This is a genomic window from Gemmobacter sp. 24YEA27 (assembly GCF_030052995.1).
Classification (GTDB): Bacteria; Pseudomonadota; Alphaproteobacteria; order Rhodobacterales; family Rhodobacteraceae; genus Pseudogemmobacter.
The window spans coordinates 2196348-2211805 of sequence record NZ_JASJPW010000001.1 but is presented as its reverse complement, the minus strand read 5'-3'; the positions used below and the strand labels follow the sequence as shown (position 1 = coordinate 2211805).

13 protein-coding genes, 1 tRNA gene and 1 pseudogene are annotated in these 15458 nt (G+C 62.0%); 8 read left to right on the top strand and 7 right to left on the bottom strand.

The annotated features are described in order from the left end of the window. Nucleotides 1-907: 907 nt before the first annotated feature. Nucleotides 908-1519, bottom strand: coding sequence for a hypothetical protein (locus tag QNO18_RS11030; protein ID WP_283177705.1), 612 nt, complete (start codon nucleotides 1517-1519; stop codon nucleotides 908-910). A gap of 220 nt (nucleotides 1520-1739) precedes the next feature. On the opposite strand from QNO18_RS11030, the gene rsgA reads away from it, so the two are divergent. The 5 genes and pseudogenes from rsgA (at nucleotide 1740) to QNO18_RS11005 (ending at nucleotide 5681) form a co-directional block, all read left to right on the top strand. Then, nucleotides 1740-2831, top strand: a complete 1092-nt coding sequence (gene rsgA / locus QNO18_RS11025) for a ribosome small subunit-dependent GTPase A (protein WP_283177704.1) — start codon at nucleotides 1740-1742, stop codon at nucleotides 2829-2831. Nucleotides 2832-3140: 309 nt separating this feature from the next. Further along, a complete protein-coding gene (locus QNO18_RS11020) occupies nucleotides 3141-3422 on the top strand; it encodes a hypothetical protein (RefSeq protein WP_283177703.1) in 282 nt (93 codons plus the stop codon). Further along, a complete protein-coding gene (locus QNO18_RS11015) occupies nucleotides 3388-3672 on the top strand; it encodes a hypothetical protein (RefSeq protein ID WP_283177702.1) in 285 nt (94 codons plus the stop codon). Before QNO18_RS11020 ends, QNO18_RS11015 begins: the two co-directional genes overlap by 35 nt. Before the next feature lie 521 nt (nucleotides 3673-4193). Beyond that, entirely contained in the window at nucleotides 4194-4373 is a 180-nt protein-coding gene (locus tag QNO18_RS11010) for a hypothetical protein (RefSeq protein ID WP_283177701.1), read from the top strand. 150 nt (nucleotides 4374-4523) lie between these two features. Further along, nucleotides 4524-5681 (top strand): annotated as a pseudogene (locus tag QNO18_RS11005) (IS3 family transposase). 603 nt (nucleotides 5682-6284) lie between these two features. Here the strand turns inward: QNO18_RS11005 and QNO18_RS11000 are convergent. After that, nucleotides 6285-6359, bottom strand: a tRNA-Thr gene (locus tag QNO18_RS11000). A gap of 502 nt (nucleotides 6360-6861) precedes the next feature. On the opposite strand from QNO18_RS11000, the gene QNO18_RS10995 reads away from it, so the two are divergent. From QNO18_RS10995 to QNO18_RS10985, 3 genes are all read left to right on the top strand, one after another. Further along, nucleotides 6862-7737: a hypothetical protein gene (locus QNO18_RS10995; protein WP_283177700.1), complete on the top strand. Its 876-nt coding sequence runs from the start codon at nucleotides 6862-6864 to the stop codon at nucleotides 7735-7737. A gap of 401 nt (nucleotides 7738-8138) precedes the next feature. Next, nucleotides 8139-8408, top strand: a complete 270-nt coding sequence (locus tag QNO18_RS10990; RefSeq protein ID WP_283177699.1) for a hypothetical protein — start codon at nucleotides 8139-8141, stop codon at nucleotides 8406-8408. A 119-nt stretch (nucleotides 8409-8527) separates the two neighbouring features. Further along, complete coding sequence (locus tag QNO18_RS10985; RefSeq protein WP_283177698.1) at nucleotides 8528-8881, top strand: RidA family protein; 354 nt, start codon at nucleotides 8528-8530, stop codon at nucleotides 8879-8881. A 69-nt stretch (nucleotides 8882-8950) separates the two neighbouring features. Here QNO18_RS10985 and pgi read toward each other — a convergent pair whose 3' ends face one another. From pgi to QNO18_RS10960, 5 genes are all read right to left on the bottom strand, one after another. Continuing rightward, nucleotides 8951-10555 carry a glucose-6-phosphate isomerase gene (pgi, locus tag QNO18_RS10980; RefSeq protein WP_283177697.1) on the bottom strand — a complete coding sequence of 535 codons (1605 nt, stop codon included), beginning with the start codon at nucleotides 10553-10555 and terminating at the stop codon, nucleotides 8951-8953. 24 nt (nucleotides 10556-10579) lie between these two features. After that, nucleotides 10580-11251 (bottom strand): 6-phosphogluconolactonase, encoded by a 672-nt coding sequence (gene pgl / locus QNO18_RS10975; protein ID WP_283177696.1) that lies wholly within the window; start codon nucleotides 11249-11251, stop codon nucleotides 10580-10582. Further along, entirely contained in the window at nucleotides 11248-12702 is a 1455-nt protein-coding gene (gene zwf / locus QNO18_RS10970; protein ID WP_283177695.1) for a glucose-6-phosphate dehydrogenase, read from the bottom strand. The genes pgl and zwf overlap by 4 nt, the downstream gene beginning before the upstream one ends. Before the next feature lie 157 nt (nucleotides 12703-12859). Further along, nucleotides 12860-13759 carry an NAD(P)-dependent oxidoreductase gene (locus QNO18_RS10965; RefSeq protein WP_283177694.1) on the bottom strand — a complete coding sequence of 300 codons (900 nt, stop codon included), beginning with the start codon at nucleotides 13757-13759 and terminating at the stop codon, nucleotides 12860-12862. Between the two features lie 152 nt (nucleotides 13760-13911). Then, nucleotides 13912-15348, bottom strand: a complete 1437-nt coding sequence (locus tag QNO18_RS10960; RefSeq protein ID WP_283177693.1) for an aldehyde dehydrogenase family protein — start codon at nucleotides 15346-15348, stop codon at nucleotides 13912-13914. Between the last annotated feature and the right edge of the window lie 110 nt (nucleotides 15349-15458).

Sequence of the window (15458 nt, the reverse complement as noted above, 5' to 3'; positions counted from 1 at the left end):
TCCGAGTGAGATGGAAAATAGAACCGCAAGCCGGTACGATGTAGCTCTTGCGAGGACATTCGCTGTCTGTTCTGCGAACTGAAGCGGCGAGCGTCACCGGCGATAGATGGCGAATTTTTTTTCGAGCCAATCAGTCGAAAAAACCCAATGATTTCAAGAGGGATAGCTTTATGACGGTGGATGCGGCGGCATACGACCTCCCAAAAATATTTTTTCGCTTTGTTTTTCAACTGGTTAGCCCATAGGGCGGACAATTGAGTGGGAATGATTCGGGCCTGTCCAAACACCGCCGATGACCGCCGATACCCCATATTAAAGCGCTGAAAATAAAAAGTTTTCGTTCAGGCATCTTTCGCCGTCAATCGCTGGGCAAACCTCGCGATTGACGGCGGAGCTGGCAGTATGGGGCGCCTTCTGACATCGCAGGATTGCACATACCGTCATGGCTCAGAGAGCTTGTGACGGGTACCTGCAGCTCCAGTCCGAGCGTCAATCTTGCGCGAGATCAGGGCGACAGGCCCCGCCGAAGGTATCAGGCACAGAAAGCTCAGGACAGCTCTGACGAGGCAGAGCGCGCCGCAAGGGAAATGGGAGAGGTCGTCGCCCCATCCTGGCAGGAGACAGGGCACAAGCCTGTCTCAGAGGTCTGAAATGACGATGTTCTCGCAGAAGATCCATTTCGACCTTTCTGAATCACTGAATTTCTGAATTTCTGAATTTCTGAATTTCTGAAAGTGCCGGCATCTCAGCAAACACGGCAACATATAAAGCTGGTTAAGAGCCGGCACGAGGCCACGGCGCGGCTCCCTGACGACGGTGCTGTGATCTCAGGCAGGAAGCCGGCCCTGCGAAAACGATGATTGCGCCTGAGGCATTTCCGGATGTCGTTTGATTGTGACGCCCCGGATCAACCAGTGGATGCGGTTTTATCAGCGAGACCAGGCCCGGCATCGCCCTGGCGCTGTCCCGCATGATCGAACCACCAGCACATCATCTCGGACGGCGCGCGGTCTGGGCCGTCACCGGGCCCGGCGGACATACGTTCCGCCCGCTCACAGGTCAGCCCGGCGATCAGCATGGCACCGGTCGCACCATGCCCAAGATGCGCCGAGATAACGCGGTCGATCAGCCAGGGGGTCAGCTCGCTTTCATCCGCGCAATCCGGATTGGCGATGATCTCGGCCAGCCGATCGCGTTTCGCATCCTCGCTGGCGATGATCCGTGCAACTTCGCTGCGAAAGGCGGCCTCGGTGGCGATATAGGCATCCAGCGCCGGAAGCGATTTCTGCGCAGGTTTCTTCAGCCTGAGATGGCCACCGGTATAAAGCGCCTTCAGGACTTTTGCCCCGACAGGCGAAGTCATCGCAACATGGGCATCAAGAAAGGCCAGCTCTTTGTCATCCGCAGAGAGACGCGTTGACAGGGGCCGCCCGTCTAGCACCGCCCGGCGCAGCATCGCCAGCGCCGGTGTGCGATGGATATTCGGGATCAGGTCGATCACCGAAAGGGCAGGTTTCATAAGTGCCCGGATATCCCAAAGCATGATCTGTACCCCCATGTCATCGCGAGACGCCTGTGTAGCGCGTTCAGGCGGTCCGCGTCCACCCGGACCGCGGTTTGACGGCATGCGGGCGCGTTTGATCAGGCGATGTGCTGCAAACACATGGCAGAGCCGGGTCGGGTGGAAAAAACCTGCCGGCTCTGCAACGCCAGGCTTGCATTGGTCCCGGGTGACAGACATGCAGGCAGGTGTGAAACATGTCTCCGATCAGATCCCGCCCGCCCAAATCGGCCCAGCCCTGAGCGGCCCTGCCCTGAGCGATCCGGCACTGGCCGCTCTTGGCTGGTCTGCCTTCTTTGCTGATCAGCTCGGCGAGGAAGACGCAGGGCTGGTGCCAATGCGGGTGGCGAGCGTCCACCGCGCCAGGATGACGGCGCAATCTGTCGCAGGCCCGGTTCGGCTTACTCTGCCGCCCCGCGCCAATACCGCAGATTATGCGGTGGGCGACTGGATCCTGACAGAGGCCGCAACCACGATGCTGGTGCGCAGGCTTGACCGGCAGACCCTGCTGCAACGGCGCAGCGATGGCGGCGGGGCGCCACAGCTGATCGCCGCGAATGTCGATACGCTGTTCATCGTCACCTCCTGCAATGATGATTTCAGCCCGGCGCGTCTGGAACGCTATCTTGCCGTCGCGAATGAGGCCGGAACCACGCCGGTTATCGTGCTGTCCAAGGCCGATCAGATCGCGGATCCGGGCGCCTTTCGCGATCAGGCTGTCGCATTGCAGCGCGGATTGCAGGCGGTCTGGCTGGATGCCACATCGCCTGATGCGGCCCGGGTGCTGGCGCCATGGCTGGGTGCCGGTCAGACGGTGGCCCTGGTCGGATCGTCAGGGGTGGGAAAGTCGTCTTTGCTGAACACGCTTGCGGAAAAGACCGGCGAGGATGCGCAGCTGACCGGCAGCATCCGCGAGGATGACGCAAAGGGGCGGCACACCACGACCTCGCGCTCGCTGCATGCGATTGCCGGCGGGGCGATGGTGATCGATACTCCCGGCATCCGGTCGCTCTATGTCAGCGATCTGTCCATCGGGCTGGATCAGCTGTTTGCCGAAATCGCAGAACTCACCCCCGAATGCCGCTTTCGCGACTGCACCCACGGCCATGAGCCGGGCTGTGCGGTGCTGGCCGCCGTCAAGGGCGGAACGCTCGACCCTGCCCGCCTCGATCGCTGGCACAAGCTGCATGAAGAGAACCTCTCGAACACCCCGGTTCTGACCGGCCCGCGCGGCAACAAAACCGCGCGTCAAGGTGGTAAACGCCGCTGAAAACCCCGACGGCCAGCGCAGATCCCCTTCGCCTTCATCGCGGCCCCGCTATGCAATAGTAATCGTAATCCTAGCCGGGGTCGACTTCCAGTCGGCCGCACGGGGTGTCTGCTTTCACAAGCTGGGCTCCAGTGGCTCGACGACAAACACCTGGTCCAGCGTCAACGCGGCGCGCTGGCAGACGTCTCTCGCGACTTTCGCTCCTGGCCTGCTGATCGCCGGCGATCAGTAAACGATCAGGGCGCAGCTTTCACCCCCTCCACATTTGCCGGAAATCTCACCACGATCCTTACGCGAGCGAGGGCCGCCGTGCCTCTCGTTGACCTCCTGATTACCTCGCCGCCGGAAGATCAGAAGCCGGCAAATGCCTACCCCATGGCTCAGTACACGCGCGCCGCTCTTGAGGTTGCCGTGGCAATCGGCGCCGCTCACCTCGATCACCAGTATTTCTGGGGGGCGGCGCCTTCCTATTATGCAAGCGGCAATTCTGCTCGCCCCTGTATGCGTTCTGACGGCATTCACCCCGCGCCGTTGTTCGGCGGCTTCGCCCTTGCGGATGCTGTCACCCACCTGCTTTCCCCTGGTCTGTGAGGCTCACAGGACGAATTACTCCACCACCGCCATTCAATTGCCCACTGTCAGCAGCGGCCCGGCAAAAGCCCTGCCCAGCCTGGATAAACTCATTGAGGACGGCGGCGGACGGATACTGACCGTTTTCGATCTCGACTTTGACTGGTCTTATCCGGGCGGCGCGCCGGTTAATGCGCAGGAAGTGCGCAACCTGCTCCGGTCGGACCATTTGCAGACCCGGGTTCCCGGCGCGGGCGCCGGGCCAGCTTAATGCAGGCGGGGGCTTCGACTTCTCGCCCATAACTTCAACGATGCGGGGGTCAGGGCGTCGGCCGCGCCGTGGGCGACAATCTATGGTGCTGCAAACGACTTTTTCGCGGTCTGTGGCTACTGGCGAATGCCGGAAGCTGCGAATTGGAACGCCGGTTCCGCGTGCCACGGTATGTTCGCGTCCTCATCTGCCGACAACGGATATGTGTCTGCGCCCGATCCGCTGACCATCGCGCAGATCAGCGGAAATCTGTGGGGTGCGCGGCAGACGTCTTTGGGCGCTGCCGTTTCCCTCGTGGTAACCCCGGATGCTCAACACTATGGCAAGGTCAGCCAGATGCTCTACTGGCAAAATGCGGACGGAACCGGCTTTCGAATGGCTCCGCTGGTGCCAGCGTCAGGCCGGCAATAGATCTGAGCTTTGCCGTTGTGGCAACTGGGGCGGTCGGGGCTGGGATCGCAGTCAATTTTTTGGGCGCTCAGGCCCAGTGGGGGATCCCGCAGGCCTGGAACGGCGCCCCCATGTCAACGGCGCAGCGCCAGGCAGCAAAAGAGCGCCTGTATCGCGGCTGGATGGCGGATCTAAAAGCGCCGGGAGAACACAGCGTCTTGCAGCTGGCCAACCGTGACCTTCAACGGGTGCTGGACCGGTACAATATGGCTCGGGATGCAAACGGCGGTGTGCCGACAGTGTTCGTCTAAGTGACCCCTGCTGGTGGCTGGTCCCGTCGATCCTCGGCGGGGCCGCTATTTGGGCGACCCTGATCGCCGCAATCCTCTGGTAATCCTCTCGATGGTCAAGGGGCTGAATAAGTAGAAATTTCTCGTGAGCCGTGAGCTGAGGAAATTCGAATGAGAAAGAGCCGTTTCACGGAACCGCAGATCATGGCCGTGCTTCGTCAGGCCGAGAGCGGTATGGCCGTGCCCGAGCTTTGCCGTGAGCATGGGATCAGTACGGCGAGCTTCTACAAGTGGCGCTCGAAGTATGGCGGCATGGATGCGTCGATGATGAGCCAGATGAAGTCCCTTGAGGACGAGAACCGGCGGCTGAAGCGCATGTTCGCCGAGCCTTCGGCATGCAGGCTGAACTGCTCAGGGAAGCCTTTGGAAAAAAATGACACGGCCAGCTCAACGCCAGGAGCTGGCCGAGAAGGCTGTGGCGACAAAGGCGGGCAGCATCGCGCTGGCCTGTCGGGCATTTGGGTCGAGCCGAGACCTGTTTTCGCTACAGCCCAAAGCGCGATGCCGAGAACGAGTTCATCGCAGACCTGTTGGAAGGGCTGACCAAGGCGCACCGGACCTGGGGCTTTGGGCTATGCTTTCTGCACATGCGCAATGTCCAGGGGCACCCGTGGAGCCATAAGCGCGTCCATAGGATCTACTGCGAGCTGGAACTGAACCTGCGGATCAAGCTGCGCACGCGGATCAAACGCGACAAGCCTGAAGAACTCAGCGTCCCTGAGGCGCCGAACACGGTCTGGTCAATGGAATTCGCTGCGAGGACCTTCGGTTCATGGCTGATCGATTGGCTGATGGCCGTCAATTCCGACTGCTAAATGTGCTGGACGACTTCAACCGCGAGGGCCTGGGCATCGAGGTCGACTTCTCGCTCCCGGCTGAGCGGGTGGTCCGGTCCCTGAACCAGATCATCGAGTGGCGCGGCAAACCTCTGGCAATAAGGGTCGACAATGGTCCGGAATACATCAGTTCCACGCTGATGATCTGGGCCGAAAAGCAGGGCATTGCCCTCAACCACATCCAGCCCGGACATTCGTCGGGAAAACAGTCCACTGGACTGTTTTCTGACCCTCCTCATACCCAACAGAACGCCTTTGTAGAACGATACAACAGAACGGTCCGGCATGAATGGCTGGACCTTCACATCTTTGAAACCATCGAGGAGGCGCAACAGATCGCAACCGACTGGCTATGGACTTACAAAAATGAGCGCCCCAACATGGGCATCGGCGGCATTACACCCGCCCGAGACAACTGAAGATGGCTGCCTGAAGTCTACTTCTGCACCCCGTTAAAACGGGGAGGATTATCAGGAATTTCAGGCTGCGCGCCTTGGTCTGCTACATCGCCCGTCGCCACGGCATGAGCTATCCTAGGATCGGCATGGCTCTTGGCCGTGACCATAGACCATCCGAAGCGCAGTTCTCAATGAACGGCGCAGGAGGGGTGAAGCATGACCTATTCAGACAAGGTCCGGGCCGAGGTCGCCGCCCGCGATGGCGTCCCGGTGCGCTGCCCCGTCCAGATCATCCCGCCCGGGGTGATCGCAGCAGACATCGATCCCTGGGCATGAGTTGGGCTGTCCGGCGCGGGCGCCTGCTCACCGCGAAGGAGCGCTTGCAGATGGCCGAACTGCGGGACTGCGGCGCGAGCTTCCAGGAGATCGGACGGTATCTCAACCGCAGTACCAGCCACGTCTACCGCGTTCTGGGGTGACTCGCCCCCTGCCCTAGCCCCGGCTTCGGTCGGGGCTAGTCGATCACAATCGGGTTATTTCGGCTTCAGGGTGTATCAATTAAGCGCAAGCCGAAGGGTGGACTACAACGAGTCATCACCATCTAAGGCTATGATATAAAACAATTTTCAATGTAGTAATGGTGCCCCCAGAGAGATTTGAACTCCCGACCTTCGGTTTACAAAACCGCTGCACTACCGCTGTGCTATAGGGGCCACGGAGAGATGATGTAGCAACTCCCGCCCGCAGGTGCAAGCCGGAGCGCTGTCTGCGAACCGGTGCTTTAAGCCGGATCTGGCTGGCGTTTTGTGGTTTTCCGCAGGTGCCGCAACCCCGATTGGTTGCAATGACCGGCGTGAGCAAGGCGGGGATGCGGCATGGGTCAGAATCACTCCGGGCAGGCAACTTTGCGGCGACGTCCTGGCAGCGCAAATACCGGCTGGAAGCTGTTCAGCTCCCCTGTCCCGGCCGCCCCTGTTGCGGCCCCCTGTAATACTGCCCCGGGTTCCGGCCGCCCGGGCCGGGTTGCGGGCTTTGGATGGCGGTGCATGTGGTGATGGATCGGCAGGCCCGCCCCGGACCTCATTCGTGCAACTTCTCACAAACGCCTTAAGACAAACGCATTTGCCACAAGCCATCGTGCTCTATATGGGAGGAAAGCAGGCTGTCCGACTGGCGCGGGCGGCGAGGATGGCAGCGGGAGCCCCGATCCGAATCATGCGCATTGTCTACCACCTGGGTGCCCATTGCACCGATGAGGAGCGGCTTATCCGTTGCCTGCTGAAGAATCGTTCGGTTCTGGCAGAACAGGGGATCCATGTGCCGGCTCCGACCCGCTACCGGCGGCTCCTGCGCGATACGGCGGTCCAGCTGCGCGGCGCGCCGGCCAGTGTCGATACCCAGGCGCTGGTGATCGAACAGATCATGGATGATGACACGGCCGGGCGGCTGATCCTCAGCTGGGACAGTTTCCTTGCCTTTCCGCAATGGGCGCTGCGGGGCCGGCTTTACGGTTTTGCCGGGGAACGCATTAGGGCCTTTACCCAGATCTTCCCTCATATCGAGGCCGAGTTCTTTCTCGCGATCCGCAATCCCGCCACCTGGCTGCCGGCGCTTTACGAGAAGCAAAGGAACAGCCGCAGCTATGAGGAATTCATCGAGGGTACCGATATCAGCCAGCTGCGCTGGTCGGATGTGGTCAGCCAGATTATTGCCGAAAACCCCGGGGCGCCTCTGACGATCTGGTGCGACGAAGACACGCCGCTGATCTGGCCGGAGGTGTTGCAGGCGGTGGGCGGCTACAGCGATGACACCCGGCTGGAGGAGACTGACGAGCTTTTGTCGCTGATCATGGCAGGGGACGGTCTGACGCGGCTGCGCAATTACCTTGCAAGCCACCCGCCGGCTTCAGTCAGCCAGCGCCGCCGGGTGGTTTCGGCTTTTCTCGACAAATTCGCGGTGGCGGAACGGATCACTATGGACTTCGCCCTGCCCGGCTGGACGCAGGAAACGGTCGACCGGCTGACCCGGACCTATCTCGAAGATATCGAAGTGATCCGCAACATGCCCGGCGTCACACTGATCAGCCCCTGAGCTCAGCCTCTGAGCGGACCCGCCCGGCCAGGCCCGGCAATCTCTTGCCCGGTCAAAGCGAGCGATCGGCAATCGGGTGCCGGTGCCATGTTGCGAGCCAGCCGCAGGCTTGACCGGGGCGACACCTGCAGCGCCAGATCTGAGACAGCGCCCCCCTTTACTCCGGGGGAGCGCCTGACATACATTTGCAACCCCTGACAGAGGGAAAGTGGAGCGCGATGAGGCAAGTGGGGCAATCCAGGGTCAGATCCGGGGGCCGGGCGGCGAGCCGCCTCCAGGACCTCAGCTTTGGTATTCCTGATCCGGGCTTTGATGGTGCATCTCACTGCGGAAATCCTTCCGCCCACCGCTCTGGCGTCCTGGGCCGCTCAGTCGGGGCGGCACTTCTCTGGGTACTCGCAGTGATCGCGGCCGGACCATCGGTTGCCGCCGCGCCCTGGCCTTTCGAAGGAGTCTGGGATTGCGAGGTCGGGACCTTCACCTTTACCGGCAGCGACTATGACAGCGGTGAAGCGCCGATGCCCATCGTCGATATCGCCCCCGAGGGCGATACATTCACCCTGACCTTCGAGGATAATTACCAGCTCTCGCTGGCGATGAACCCCGATGGGACCATGACCTGGTTTTCCCCGGTCAGCGGCGACAGCTTTCTGTGCCGCCGAACACGTTAGCGCGCCTCCCGGATCGGGCGGCACAAAGGCGCCGCGCCGCATTCGCCTGAGGAGCGCTTTTCTTCCCCGCGCGGCACCGCTATTCCTTGCAGGGAACCGACCAAAGCAGGGAGTGCAAGATGAGTTCGGAAATCAAACGCTATGGCGTGGGCGCGCGTATGTCCGAGGGCGTGTCTTACAATGGCATCATCTGGCTCGCGGGTCAGGTCGGGAACCCCGGCGACTCGGTTGCGGATCAGACCCGCACCTGCCTTGCCGAAGTGGACCGGATCCTCGCGGCAGCCGGCACCGACAAGACCCGCATCCTGTCGACCCAGATCTGGCTCGCCGATATGGCGGATTTCGCCGAGATGAATGCGGTCTGGGATGCCTGGGTGCCGCAGGGCAATACCCCGGCGCGTGCCACCGGCGAGGCGAAGCTCGCGACGCCGGATTACCGCGTCGAGGTCATCGTGACCGCTGCGCTGAAGTAAGCAAAAGAAGAAGGGGGGCTGTCTGCCCCCCTTCACCCCCCGAGGATATTTGGGGACAGATGAATTGGCTCAGGTTTTCAGGAAGGCCACGAGGCTGGCGGTGGAGCCGTCCTTACCGTCTGTGCCTTCTTTGCCTTCGAGCACCGGTTGCAGCGCGAGGGCGAGTTCCTTGCCAAGCTCGACCCCCCATTGATCATAGGAATTGATCCCGAGGATCACGCCTTCGACAAAGACGCGATGTTCATAGAGCGCGATGATCTGGCCGAGGACGAAAGGGGTGAGCCTGTCATAGGCGAGCGTTGTCGTCGGGCGGTTGCCGGGGAAGACACGGTGGCGGGCCTGGCGTTCCAGCTCCTCTCCGGTGAGGCCTTTTTTCGCCATGATGGTGCGGGCCTCATCGAGGGAGCGGCCGCGCAGCAGCGCCTCGGATTGCGCGAGGCAATTGGCGACGAGCAGCAGGTGCTGATGCGCGAGGTCCGGCTCATGGCCGTGGCGGCCGACGAGGAATTCGCAGGGTATGACGCGGGTGCCCTGATGGATCAGCTGGTAAAAGGCGTGCTGGCCATTGGTGCCGGGCTCGCCCCAGACCACCGGGCCGGAGTTGATGCTCAGCGAAGAACCATCCAGCGCCACCGATTTTCCATTTGATTCCATCTCGAGTTGCTGGAGATAGGCGGGCAGCCGCGAGAGGCGTTGTTCATAGGGCAGCACGGCGCGGGTGGCATAGTCGCAGAGCTGGTTGTGCCAGATGCCCACCAGCGCCAGCAGCACCGGAATGTTGTCGGCGAAGGGGGTTTCGAGGAAGTGATTGTCCATCGCGCGGCCGCCGGCGAGGAACTGGTCGAAATCCTCGGGCCCGATTGCCAGCAACAATGCGAGGCCAATCGGCCCCCACATCGAATAGCGCCCGCCGACCCAGTCCTCGAAACCGAACACGCGTTCAGGTGCGATGCCATAAGCGGCGGTTTTGTCACCAGCGGTCGAGACGGCAGCAAATTGCGCGGCCGGGTCTTTGACCGATTTCGCCATCCAGGCCCTTGCGGTATCCGCATTGGTCATGGTCTCAATGGTGGTGAAGGTCTTGGAGGCGACGATCACCAGCGTGGTTTCCGGGTTCAGCCCGGACAGGATGTCATGGATATGGGCGCCGTCCACATTCGAGACGAAATGCGCGCGCGGCCCGTCAGCATAAGGCGCCAGCGCCAGCGCGGCCATGGCCGGCCCAAGATCCGAGCCGCCAATGCCGATATTGACCACATCGGTGATCTTGCCGCCCTGGCCCTGAAACGCGCCCGAACGCACCTGATCGGCAAACGCCGCCATCCTCCTGCGGGTCGCGGTAATGTCAGGGATCACGTCCTGGCCATCGACCAGAATGCGGTGCTCTTCGCCCGCGCGCAAAGCGATATGCAGCACCGCCCTGCCTTCGGTCTCATTGATCTTCTTGCCGGAAAACATCGCGGCGCGCTTGTCCGCAACGCCCGACGCCGTGGCCAGCCCCAGCAGAAGATCGCGGCCCTCAATGTCGATATTGGTCTTTGACCAGTCGAACAAAAGCCCGTCGGCCTCTGCAGAAAAGCCCGCCGCCCGTGCCGGATCCGCATTGAACAACGAGAGGATCCGGCGCTCTGCCACTTTCGCGTGATGCGCTTTCAGCGCCTGCCACTTATCCATTTTCTGCCCTTCCGGTCTTTTGCGTCATTCGGCCCAATGCACTTCGGCGTGATCCAGGACGGCGCGGATCGGCGCCTCGGTTGCGGGCAGTCCTGCCGCCTTTTCAATCGCTTCCCGTTTTGCCTCGCCGGTGATCAGCACATGGATATGCATGGCTGCGCGCAGGACCGGCGCGGTCAGGGTAACGCGGGGTTCTACCGCCGCATCCGAGCGCATCGGCATCAGCAAGGGCGCATCCGGGGCCAGTGCCTCTGTCAGACGGTCGGCACCGGGGAAGAGTGATGCGGTATGCATATCGCCCCCCATGCCCAGAAGCAGCACCGAGATCGGCAATGCCGGCGCGAGGCCGGCCTCCAGCGCGGGGATACCCTCTTCCGGCGTGTCGGTCGCGGTGTAAAGCGGGATCAGTTTCGCCCTGGCGGCGCGGCCCTGCAGCAGGCGCTCGCGCAGGAGCCTTGTATTCGAGCGGTCGGAATGCTCCGGCACCCAGCGTTCGTCATTCAGCACGACCGAGATCAGCCCCCAGTCAAGATCGACGCCCGAGAGGATGTCAAAGACCGGCCCCGGCGTGGTGCCGCCCGGCACCGAAAATGTCGCGCGGCCGTCGCGCCGGATGAATTCCCCCAGCTGCGAGGCGATACGGTCCGCGAGTTGCAGATGCAGGAAATCGCGGTCGGGATAGGTGTTGAAATTCATGCCCCCATCCCCCGCCAGCGCCGCCCGTCCCGATGCATCAGCATCAGCGCATCCTCCGGACCAGAGGTGCCGGGATCATAGGTCTGGGGCCGGTCACCGCGCGCCTCCCAGTCCTGGATGATCGGGTCGGTCCAGGCCCAGGCTGCCTCGACCTCATCGCCGCGCATGAAGAGGGTCTGATTGCCGCGGATCACATCCATGATCAGCCGTTCATAGGCGTCAGGCACGTCTTCCAGGCTGTCTTTCAGCGCCTCGGCGAAAGACATGTCTAACGGCACCTGGGTCAGGCGCATACCACCCGGCCCCGGCTCTTTGATCATCACCTTGAGGTTCATTCCCTCATCGGGCTGCAGCCGGATCACCAGCACATTGTCGCGCCAGCCGGCGTGATCGTCGAAGATCGAATGCGGCGGCTCTTTGAAGGTGATGGCAATCTCACTTTCGCGCGCCCGCAGGCGCTTGCCGGTGCGCAGGTAAAAGGGCGTGCCCTTCCAGCGCCAGTTCGAGATATTCACCTTAAGCGCGATATAGCTTTCGGTGCGGCTTGCCGGGTTTTCCGCATGTTCCAGATAGCCCGCCTCGCCGCCACCGGCGAGATACTGGCCGCGCACGATATCTTCGGGCAGCACGGGATCAAGCGCCCGGATCACCTTGAGCTTTTCATCGCGGACAGCATCGGGGTCGAAATGATAAGGCGGCTCCATCGCGATCAGGCACAGAAGCTGCATGATATGGTTTTGCACCATATCGCGCATCGCGCCGGATGTGTCGTAATAGGCGCCGCGCCCGTCCACGCTGACGGTTTCCGCCACCGTGATCTGCACATGGTCGACATATTCCGACTTCCACAGGGGTTCGAACAGGATATTGGCAAAGCGCACCGCCATCAGATTCTGCACGGTTTCTTTGCCGAGGTAATGATCGATCCGGTAGATCTGGCGTTCCTCGAAATGCTGCGCCAAAACGGCGTTCAGCGCTTTGGCCGAGGCGAGATCGCGGCCAAAGGGTTTTTCGACCACGATCCGCGCATCGGGGCCGGCAATATCGTTGCTGGTCAGACGTTCGGCAATCGCGCCAAAGAGCGAGGGCGCCACCGAGAAATAGAAGGCCTGAACCACATCGGGGCGGATCAGCGCCTTGAGATCCTTCCAGCCGCGTTCGCCCGTCGCATCGATCGCGACATAGCCAAGCCGGTCCAGAAACCCCCTGATCGCCGCCTCGTCGCGTTTCGCCTCTGGGACGAATTCGGCAATGGCACCTGCTACGAAATCTCGAAACTCTGCCTCGGTCAGATCGGCGCGCGCGGCACCGATCACGCGGGCCTCGGGCAGGATCTGCCCCGCCAGCCAGCGCAGGTAAAGGCCAGGAAGGATCTTCCTGCGGGCAAGGTCACCCGTACCACCGAAGATCACAAGATCGAAAATCTCGACCGGAATGACGCGCGAAGCCATGGAATCCCTGTCTTTATTGATCACGGTCCGGTGCGGTTGCCATCACGGCTTCGCAGGACCGTTAGCGCTAACGTTACGATGCCAGCCTTCTATCGGCCCGACAATGCCATGTCTAGCACCGGATTGGGCTCTGGCAAATGCCGGCTTTGCCGCCCGCTCATTCCAGCCGGTCCGGAAAACCTTCGGCGCGCAAATCCGTGGCAAGCAGTTCCTCGAGCAGTTTCACGATCTGGGTCGATTGCGCCTGCCCGCCAAAGGCCGCGCGCCCGCGCAGGAAGGTCTGGTTGACCTGCGAGGCCAGGTCCAGCGGCACCCCGAATTCGCGGCCAAATCCGATGGCGAAACCCAGATCCTTCAGCGCCAGATCCATCGAGAAACCGACATCGTAACTGCCATTCAGGATCAGCTGGCCCTCGGTCTCATGCACGAAAGAGCTGCCCGATGAGGCCGCAATCGCCTCCCAGGCGGTTTTCAGGTCAAGCCCGCCGCGTTTCGCGAGCATCAATGCCTCGCCATCGGCGACGAGATGGATGAAGGCCAGCATATTGGTGATCACCTTGATCACCGCCGCAGTGCCAAGCGGCCCCATATGGAAAATCTTGCCGCCGATCACCTCAAGCGCCGGGAAATGCAGATCGTAAAGATCACGGTCCCCCCCGGCGAGGACGGTGATCTCGCCTTTCGCCGCCAGATGGACACCACCGGTCACCGGCGCCTCCATCATCCGAACGCCCGCACTGCGCGCAAGCCCCGCAAGCCGCAGCACATCATCGCGCCCGAGCGTCGAATTCTCGATCCAGCTCGATCCGGGTTTCATGAAAGGCAGCATCTGCGCCAGCACGGTTTCCGAAGCCTGGGGCGAGGGCAGACAGGTGAAAACATGGTCAACCTGTTGTGCGAGGTCCTCCAGCGAGCCGACACGGTCGCCGCCTTTGCCGCAAAGCCGGTCAACGGCTGCCGGATCGCGGTCCCAGACCGTGACATCGAACCCAGCCCTGAGCAGGCTTGCCGCCAGGTGACCGCCGAGATTGCCCAGACCAACATAGCCATAGCGCATGGCCGCTCCTCCGGATGTTGAAAAGGCGGGGGAAACGCCCCCCGCCAGTCCACAGTCAACGCCTCTGCCCCGGGACATTCAAGGGCTCTCCGCTGCACATCTGCTATGCGCCCCCGGAAGAGTTGCGTCCGGGGGCAGGCGCGACGCCTCGTTCAGGCGCCCCAGCCGACCACGCCCTTGATTTCACAGAAATCATGGATGCCCCAATCGGCATATTCGCGCCCGTTGCCGGATTGCTTATAGCCCCCAAAGGGCGCGAAGGTGTCCCAGTCCGGGTAGTTGAGGTTCACCGTCCCGGCCCGCAACCGCCGGGCAATCGGTTTGGCCTCTTCAACGGGGCCGGCGATATAGGCGGCAAGGCCATAGGGCGTGTCATTCGCCATCCGGACCGCATCGTCGATGCTGTCATAGGGCAGGATCGCCAGCACCGGCCCGAAGATTTCCTCGCGCGAGATGGTCATCTCATTGGTGACATCGCCGAAGATGGTCGGCTGTACATACCAGCCGCGATTGACGCCCTGGGGCCGGCCGGTGCCTCCGCTGATCAGCGTCGCGCCCTCGTCAATGCCGGCCTGGATCATGCCCTGAACCTTGTCAAATTGCAGTTTCGAGATCAGCGGCCCCATCGTGGTCGCGGCATCGGTCGTCGCCCCGATCACCACTTCATCAGCGGCCTCTTTCGCGGCGGCATAGGCAGCTGCTGTCGCGGCGCGCGGCACGAACATCCGCGTCGGTGCATCGCAGCTTTGCCCGGTATTGGCGAAACAGCCCGCCACACCCGCCTTCACCGCCTCATGAATATCGGCCGAAGGCAGGATGATATTCGGACTTTTGCCGCCCAGTTCCTGTGCGACACGTTTGACCGTCGGCGCGGCAGCGGCGGCAATCGCGGTGCCCGCCCGGGTCGATCCGGTGAAGCTCACCATATCCACCTCGGGATGCGACGACATCCGCGCGCCCACGACCGGCCCCACGCCATTCACCAGGTTGAAGACCCCCGCCGGTACCCCGGCCTCATGGCAGACCTCCGCGAACAAAAGCCCCGAAAGCGGCGCGATTTCCGAGGGTTTCAGCACCATGGTGCAGCCTGCGATCAGCGCCGGTGCCACCTTGCAGGCAATCTGGTTCATCGGCCAGTTCCAGGGCGTGATCAGGGCGCAGACGCCGATCCCCTCCATCACGATGCGGGTATCGCCGCGCATATATTCCCAGACCATCTCTTCGGCGGCTTTGATGGTCGATTCGATATGAACCTGCCCCGCCCAGGCCTGCGCGCCGCGCGCCCATTCGATCGGCGCGCCCATCTCGGTCGACATCGCCTGGGCAAAGTCCTCATAGCGGGAATTATAGACCTCGAGGATTTTCTTCACGAGCGCGATGCGCTCTTCCACCGGCACCACAGTCCAGTCGTCAAAAGCCGCCCGCGCCGCCAGAATCGCCCGATCCGCATCCGCCTCGGTGCCAAGCGCGATATCCCCGACGATTTCCTCGGTCGCCGGGTTTTCGACCCCGGCTTTCGTGCCCCCGGGCAGCGGATCGACCCAGCCGCCACTGATGTAGAATTGCCCCAGATGCTTTGAGTTCGCCATATCATCCTCCTGTCATTGCAACGGCGGTGCCCTGGCAGCGCCGCCTTTTGGCGCAGATTGCGGTGGATTACCCCAACGCGCAAGCTCAGCGGCACACCAATTTGACCCGC

What these genes read in the sequence shown, in the direction of transcription:
- QNO18_RS11030 (WP_283177705.1), bottom strand. Translation starts at nt 1,519, where the DNA reads ATGAAACCTGCCCTTTCGGTGATCGACCTGATCCCGAATATCCATCGC.
- rsgA (WP_283177704.1), top strand. Translation starts at nt 1,740, where the DNA reads ATGCAGGCAGGTGTGAAACATGTCTCCGATCAGATCCCGCCCGCCCAA.
- QNO18_RS11015 (WP_283177702.1), top strand. Translation starts at nt 3,388, where the DNA reads ATGCTGTCACCCACCTGCTTTCCCCTGGTCTGTGAGGCTCACAGGACG.
- QNO18_RS11010 (WP_283177701.1), top strand. Translation starts at nt 4,194, where the DNA reads ATGTCAACGGCGCAGCGCCAGGCAGCAAAAGAGCGCCTGTATCGCGGC.
- QNO18_RS10995 (WP_283177700.1), top strand. Translation starts at nt 6,862, where the DNA reads ATGCGCATTGTCTACCACCTGGGTGCCCATTGCACCGATGAGGAGCGG.
- QNO18_RS10985 (WP_283177698.1), top strand. Translation starts at nt 8,528, where the DNA reads ATGAGTTCGGAAATCAAACGCTATGGCGTGGGCGCGCGTATGTCCGAG.
- pgi (WP_283177697.1), bottom strand. Translation starts at nt 10,555, where the DNA reads ATGGATAAGTGGCAGGCGCTGAAAGCGCATCACGCGAAAGTGGCAGAG.
- pgl (WP_283177696.1), bottom strand. Translation starts at nt 11,251, where the DNA reads ATGAATTTCAACACCTATCCCGACCGCGATTTCCTGCATCTGCAACTC.
- zwf (WP_283177695.1), bottom strand. Translation starts at nt 12,702, where the DNA reads ATGGCTTCGCGCGTCATTCCGGTCGAGATTTTCGATCTTGTGATCTTC.
- QNO18_RS10965 (WP_283177694.1), bottom strand. Translation starts at nt 13,759, where the DNA reads ATGCGCTATGGCTATGTTGGTCTGGGCAATCTCGGCGGTCACCTGGCG.
- QNO18_RS10960 (WP_283177693.1), bottom strand. Translation starts at nt 15,348, where the DNA reads ATGGCGAACTCAAAGCATCTGGGGCAATTCTACATCAGTGGCGGCTGG.